The 6145-nt window shown below is 69.6% G+C and carries 3 protein-coding genes and 1 pseudogene; all 4 read right to left on the bottom strand.

Annotation, left to right across the window (positions count from 1 at the left end; translation table 11 throughout):
- Positions 1-34: 34 nt before the first annotated feature.
- On the bottom strand, positions 35-2605 hold the full coding sequence (locus ACFW1A_RS37220; RefSeq protein WP_380417491.1) for a glycosyl hydrolase family 28-related protein: 2571 nt from the start codon (positions 2603-2605) through the stop codon (positions 35-37).
- Positions 2606-2740: 135 nt separating this feature from the next.
- A complete protein-coding gene (locus ACFW1A_RS37215; RefSeq protein ID WP_380417488.1) occupies positions 2741-4561 on the bottom strand; it encodes a glycosyl hydrolase family 28-related protein in 1821 nt (606 codons plus the stop codon).
- Positions 4562-4964: 403 nt separating this feature from the next.
- Complete coding sequence (locus tag ACFW1A_RS37210; protein ID WP_380417486.1) at positions 4965-5666, bottom strand: ThuA domain-containing protein; 702 nt, start codon at positions 5664-5666, stop codon at positions 4965-4967.
- Between the two features lie 354 nt (positions 5667-6020).
- A pseudogene (locus ACFW1A_RS37205) lies at positions 6021-6145 on the bottom strand (peptidase S8); the annotation flags it as partial.

Below are 6145 nucleotides of genomic sequence, written 5' to 3'. Positions count from 1 at the left end.
GCCGCGTCGCGACCCCCGCCGTCCCGGTCCGGCCTCAGCCCGGGAACACCTGGAGTTCGGAGAGCTGTCCGGCCGGCCAGCCGGTGTTGGCGGTGAAGGTCAGCTTCAGGAACCGGACGGACGCGGCGGTGAACGAGGCACTGGCCGTGTTACCGGTCGCGGGGTTGAAGGTGTAGCCCTGCGCGGGCACCAGGGTGGTGTAGGTGGTGCCGTCGGTGCTGCCCTGGAGCAGGATCGACTGCGTGCGGGTGCCCCAGGCCGTGGCGGGCGGCAGGTCCATCACGACCCTGCCGATGGTCGCCGGGGCACCGAGGTCGACCTGGAACCACTGCGGGAAGGCGTTGTCGGTGCTCTCCCAGTAGGTGCTGGTGTTGCCGTCCACGGCGTTGGCCGGGACGAAGGACTGCGTCGAGCCGCCGGCCGTCGCCGGTTGCCCCAGGGCCAGGTTGGTCGTGGGGGTGACGCCCCGACCCGACAGGCCGACCGTCAGCGGACTGCCGGGAGCACCGGAGGCGATCGACAGGGTCCCGGTCAGATTGCCCCCGCCGGTGGGGGCGAACACCACCCGGACCGTGCACGACCCGCCCGCGGCGATGAAGCCGCCGCACGTGTTGGTCTGGGTGAAGGGGCCACTGGCGGTGATCGAGGAGACCGTCGCCGCGGTGCTGCCGGGATTGGTGACGGTCACCGTCTGCGGGGCGCCGGTCGACCCGGAGTTGACGTTGCCGAACGCCAGGGCGGACGGGGACGCCTTCAACGCTCCCGGCTGCGCCGGGTCGGGGAAGACCGTCAGTGCCGGATTGGTGCTCCAACCGGAGTTGCCACTGCCGAGGTTGAACGCGTACGCCCCGGCAACCCGACCCGGATAGCTGTAGTTGTAGGCACCGTCGACGCCGATGCCGCCGGCGGTCAGGCCGCTGACGCTCGTCGCACCGACCGTCTCGGCCTGCATCACGGTCGTGCCCGCGTTCTGGACCTGGACGTTGCTGATGCCGACGCCGTTGACCGCGTCCCCCTTCCCGTTGCCGCCGACGAACTGGAAGGCGCTGTAGGGGCTGTCGAGGATCGCGCCACCGCTGTAGTTCACGGTGACGTTCGTGAACGCGGAGTCGTAGGCGTCGAACTGCACCGCACTCATCGGATGAGCCCAGTTCGGGTTGTACGCGCCCGCGCGGATCAGGTAGTTGCCGGAGACCGTGAGGGTCCCGGACAGCGGAGTGAACGGTTGCAGGAACGCCTCGTTGGAGATCGTCAGACCGCTGCCGAGGGCATTGGTGTCGGCGATGACGTTGTCGGAGATCGTGTGGTTCGAGCCGCCGTAGTCGGCGATGCCGTTGGCGAGCGTCGGTTGGACGATCGTGTTGTTGCTGAAGGTGATGTTCGAGTCGGTGGCCGGGTACGACCAGATCGCCAGGCCGTCGTCCCCGGTGTTGCGCAGGAAGTTGTTCTTCACGGTGCAGCCGGAGGCGTGCCCGTTGAAGTTCAGGCCGTCCGCGTCGGTGGACTCCACCACGGTGTTCTCCACCGTGCAGCCGCTGTTGCCGTACTGCAGCCAGAAGCCGACGTTGGTGTCCTGGATCCACAGGCCGTCGACGGTCCAGTTGCTGCCCAGCGAGCCGTCGATGGCGTTGGCGCTGCTGTCGTCGTGGCGGCCGACCGTGGAGCCGAGGATCGCGAAGCCGGAGAGGTTCACCGGGCCGGACACCGCCGACGAGTTGTGGATGAACATGTTCGTCCGGAGCTGCGAGTACCAGCTGCCGGCGCCGACGATCGTCGCCTTGGCCACCTGGAGCGCGGAGCCGACGAGGTAGGTGCCCGGCGGGATCCACACCGAGGTGTTCGCGGAGTTCGCCGCGCTGATCGCGGCGTTGAACGCACTGCTCGAGTCCTTGGCCCCCGTGGGGTCGGCGCCCTTGCTCACCACCGACACCGACCCCGTCGGCTGCGCGGCGGCTGCGGGGACGTCGTAGAAGTCCGCGACGTCGAGGGTGTAGGGCAGCGCGGTGTCGGCAGCGTCGACCTGGAACCGCACCGTGCTGCCGGCCGCGAGCGTCTGACCCAGCATCATGCGCGCGTCGTCGTAGAACTTGTGCGTCTTGCTGCCCGTGATGGCGCCGGTGCTGATGTAGCTGTAGGCCGAGGTGAGCGACAGCTCCCGGGGCAGCTTGCTGCCGTTGACGTACACCGACAGCGTGCCGGACGCCCCCTGGGCGAGCGCGTAGTGCAGGTCGAGGGCGTCGGCCGGCTTGGTGAGCGTGAACTGCACGTACTGGTTCTGGGCGGTGAGCTGCACGGCCTCGCGCCCCGACGCCTCCGTGGCGAGGGCGCCCTGGGTGAAGTCCGGCCCGATGGTCCTGCCGTTCGTGGCGGCGGCCTCCGCCTCGTACTCGGTGAACGGCATGCTGACGCCGGTGCCGCTCGGTACGTCGAACGGCGAGTGGGCCCAGTAGGGCGGTGTGCCGGGGCCGTTCATCGCGTGCGCCGCGGTGCCGCCGAGCAGCACCGGCAGGCCGGCCAGGGCGGTGACGACGGTGGCGACGAGGGCTGCGACGCGCCGGGGACGGCGGCGCGGGGCTGCGCGGAAGCGTACTCGCTGGACGGTCATGCGTCCTCCGGAGGCTCTGGGTGGATGTGCCGTGCGGGACGGGATCGCCGGTGCCTTGCGAGGTGCGGGTGGTGCCGTGGCGGCGGCCGCCGGGTGTGCGACCGCCGCCTGCCGTCAGGCGCGTTCAGCAGTGGATCAGGGGGTGGCGGTCGGGTACGGCGGGTACACCGGCGCCGGCCACGGACCGCACTGGGTCGGGGTGATTCCCGAGTTGCCGCCCAGGTCCGTCAGGACGAAGTGCCCGCCGTCGCAGCTGTAGCTCGGTGCCTTGCCCTGGTTCGCCTGGGCCACGCCGGTCGCGGTCACGTTCTTCGCCGTCACCGAGGCGCCGGTCTGGTCCTGGAGGGCGAAGGTGCCGGTCCCGGCAATCGTCACCGTGTCGAGGTGGACGCCGTTGACCGTGCCCTGGATCCACTGGATCGCCTCGTACGGGCTCTGCTCGATCAGGGCGTTGGTGACGTTGAGGGGCCCGGCGATGGTCGCTTGCTGGGCGTCGAACCACAGGGACCCGACACCGAACTTCCAGTTCGGGTCGAGGTCGCCGTCCCGGATCATGGTGTTGTTCGAGATCGTGTAGAGGCCGACCGGCGTCGACTTGAAGCGCTGTCCGATGTGCAGGCCGCCGCCCTGGGAGATCCCGCTGTCCACCACCAGGTTGCCGCTGATCGTGTTGTGGTCGCCGCCGTAGCCGGCGATGCCGTTCGCCAGTTGCTGCAGCTGCACGGTGTTGTTCGAGATCGTGTCCTGGGAGTCCGCACCGATCGCGGCGTCCGCCCACAGGGCGATGCCGTCGTCGCCGGTGTTGCGGACGTTGCTGTTGGTGATCGTCGAGCCGGTGACTCCACCGTGCAGGTTGATGCCGTCGGCCGTGGTGTCGCGGATCCGCATGCCGCCGAAGGTCAGGCTGGTCATCGGACCGTCCATCCAGGCCCCGACCTTCAGGTGCTCGATCCAGAGGTTCGAGACGGTCGAGTTGCTCATCGCGCCGCCGATGCCGTTGACCTGGCAGTTGTCGCAGCGCTGCTGGACGTTGCCGGTGATGGCGAAGTTCGACAGGTGGACGTGCTGGCTCGGGTTCGGCGTCGTGTTGCCGTAGAAGCCGGGCGCGGTTCCGGCGACCGTCGAGTACCACATGCCGGCGCCGGTGACGGTCACGTTGTTCACGCCGATGTGGCCGGGGATGTCGAAGGTGCCCGGCGGGATCCACACCGTGCCGCCGGGGCCGGCCGCGGCGATCGCGGCGTTGAACGCGCTCGTCGCGTCCGCGGCACCGGTCGGGTCGGCCCCCTTGCTGGTGACCGAGACCGAGCCGGCCGGCTGGGCGGCCGGTGCGGCCACCTGCTCGAAGTCGGCCAGGTCGATCGTGTAGGAGGCGGCGGTGTCCTCCGGATCGACCTTCAGCGTGAAGGTGGTGCCGGCCGGATAGGTCGTGCCGAACAGCCGGTGGGCCTCGTCGTAGAAGTGGTGCGGGTTGCCGCTGCTCGGGGTGTTGGTGAACGGGTAGGTGCCGTAGTACCAGCTGTAGGCGTTGGTGAGCGTGAAGTCGCTCTGCTTGGCCCCGTTGACGTACAGCGACAGCGGTGCGGTGTAGACCGCGCCGCCGGCCGAGTCCGGGATGCTGTAGCGGAAGTCGATCGAGTTCGTTGCCACCGGCGTGGTGAACGTGACGAACTTGCCGGTGCCCTGCAGGGTCACCGCCTTGCGCCCGGAGGCTTCGTCGGCCAGCTGGCCCTGGGTGAAGCTGGGGCCGATGACGGTGCCGTTCGTCGGCTCCCGCTCCGCCTCGACCTCGGTGTAGGGCAGGGTGGCACCGGCGCCGCCGGTGGCGGCCGCCGGGCTCGTCGGGGCGGTGGTCGCGCCCGCAGTCGTGGTGGTGGCGAGGGGCATCACGGTGCTGATCAGCGCGGCGCCGCAGAATAATGCGATCCGCCGAAGATTTCGATCCGCCTTGGACATCTGAGAACTCCTGATTGCGCACCCCGGAGTTGGGCACTCCGTGGCGTCGCCGATGGGTGGGGGTGTCGAGTTCCCTAGAGTTCTAGCGCACCCGCTCGGCCGTGTCGATAGCCGATGGAATCCCTCCGAGTAGGATCATGGCTGGGGTACCGCGGGAATCGAGTTCCCATTCATTGGCGCCGACGGCTCGGGGCGACGCGCCAGCGAATGCCGATCACTCCCGACTCAACGCCCAGGATCTCACATAGGCCCTGGTCAGAAGGCCTCGATCGCCACGCGGCCAGTGGCGGAATCGGAACTGCAGCACCACATTCGGCGGCGACTGGGAAGTGACGCAGAAGGCGCCCGGAAAAGATCGCCCGGGCACCTCTGTACAACAACTTATTTGACGCAGAACCCCGCATCAATCGCCGATTGTGTGCTCAGCTCGGACTGCCGCACCAGCGGTCCATCGCAGACCGCCCAACAGGTGCCGGCGGAAGACCGGGTCGGCATAAGCCACCTCGGCGTGGCCCAGCGCCGTGTAGAAGGAACGGCCGTTCCCGGACGTCCTCCACCACACCAGGGGGTGGTCGGCACCCATTCCGCCTCCCTCGTAGCCGCTTTCGTCCACGGTGGCGAGGACGTGCACGCCAGGGCGGGGGTTGGCCCGGAAGTCGTACCACTCGTCGTGCCACTCCCACCGGGCGGGCAGGTGTGCCGTGGCCGGATGGGTGCGGTCCTCCACCACCACGGTGCCCGGCTGGAAATCCGGGTGCCCGGCGAAACGAGCGCCGAGGAGGTCGCCGTAGTAGGGCCAGTCGTACTCGGTGCACGCGGCGGAGTGGACGCCCATGAAGCCGCCGCCGGCAGAAACCCAGCGGCGCAGCGCCGCCTTCCCGTCCGGAGCGAGGACCTCACCGCTGGTGGAGAGGAAGACCACCGCACTGCGCCCGGCCAGGGAGGCGTCGGTGAAGACCGAGGGGTCTTCGGACGCTTCCAGCGTGAAGCCTTGCTCCTGGCCCAGCTCACGCAGGGCAGTGATCGCGGCGGGGATGGAGTCGTGGCGGTATCCCGTGGTGCGGGTGAAGACGAGGACGTCCGACAGACTGCGGGCTTGGGGCATCAAGCGCTCCGGATTCTGTTGCAGGTCAGAACGGATGTTGTCGGCCGGCGTGCTGCCCGGGCAGGACGACGCCCGGATCGCAGGGGTGATCGTCCTTGCCGCCGGCGGGTGCGCCCGACAGGTTACTGACCCTGCGCCACCTCCTCCAGCGCGTCCCTGCCCACGCCGTCGCGGAGTTCCTCCGCGCGGCAGCCGCCCGGGTCGTGGAACCGCCCGAGCGAGGCCGGTCCGCCGGCCACCGGCTCGCGCGCTGGCCTGCCCGACCCGTTTCCGGCCCCGGATCGACACCGCGACACGTGCTGGGTCCCACGGACGTCGTCCGCGGGACCCAGCACAAGCGGAAGGACCTTGGTTCTACCGGAAGGCTGACAGACCGTTGGGCGTGCCGAGGCCGGTGGGGCCGTCGTACCCGGCGACGGCGGTGCACAGGTAGTCCCCGCCGCAGGACCCGTTCCTTCCTCCTGCCACGTCGTTCTGGG

The sequence above is a fragment of the Kitasatospora sp. NPDC058965 genome (assembly GCF_042741245.1).
Taxonomy (GTDB): Bacteria; Actinomycetota; Actinomycetes; order Streptomycetales; family Streptomycetaceae; genus Kitasatospora.
This window is presented reverse-complemented; position numbering and strand designations above follow the sequence as displayed.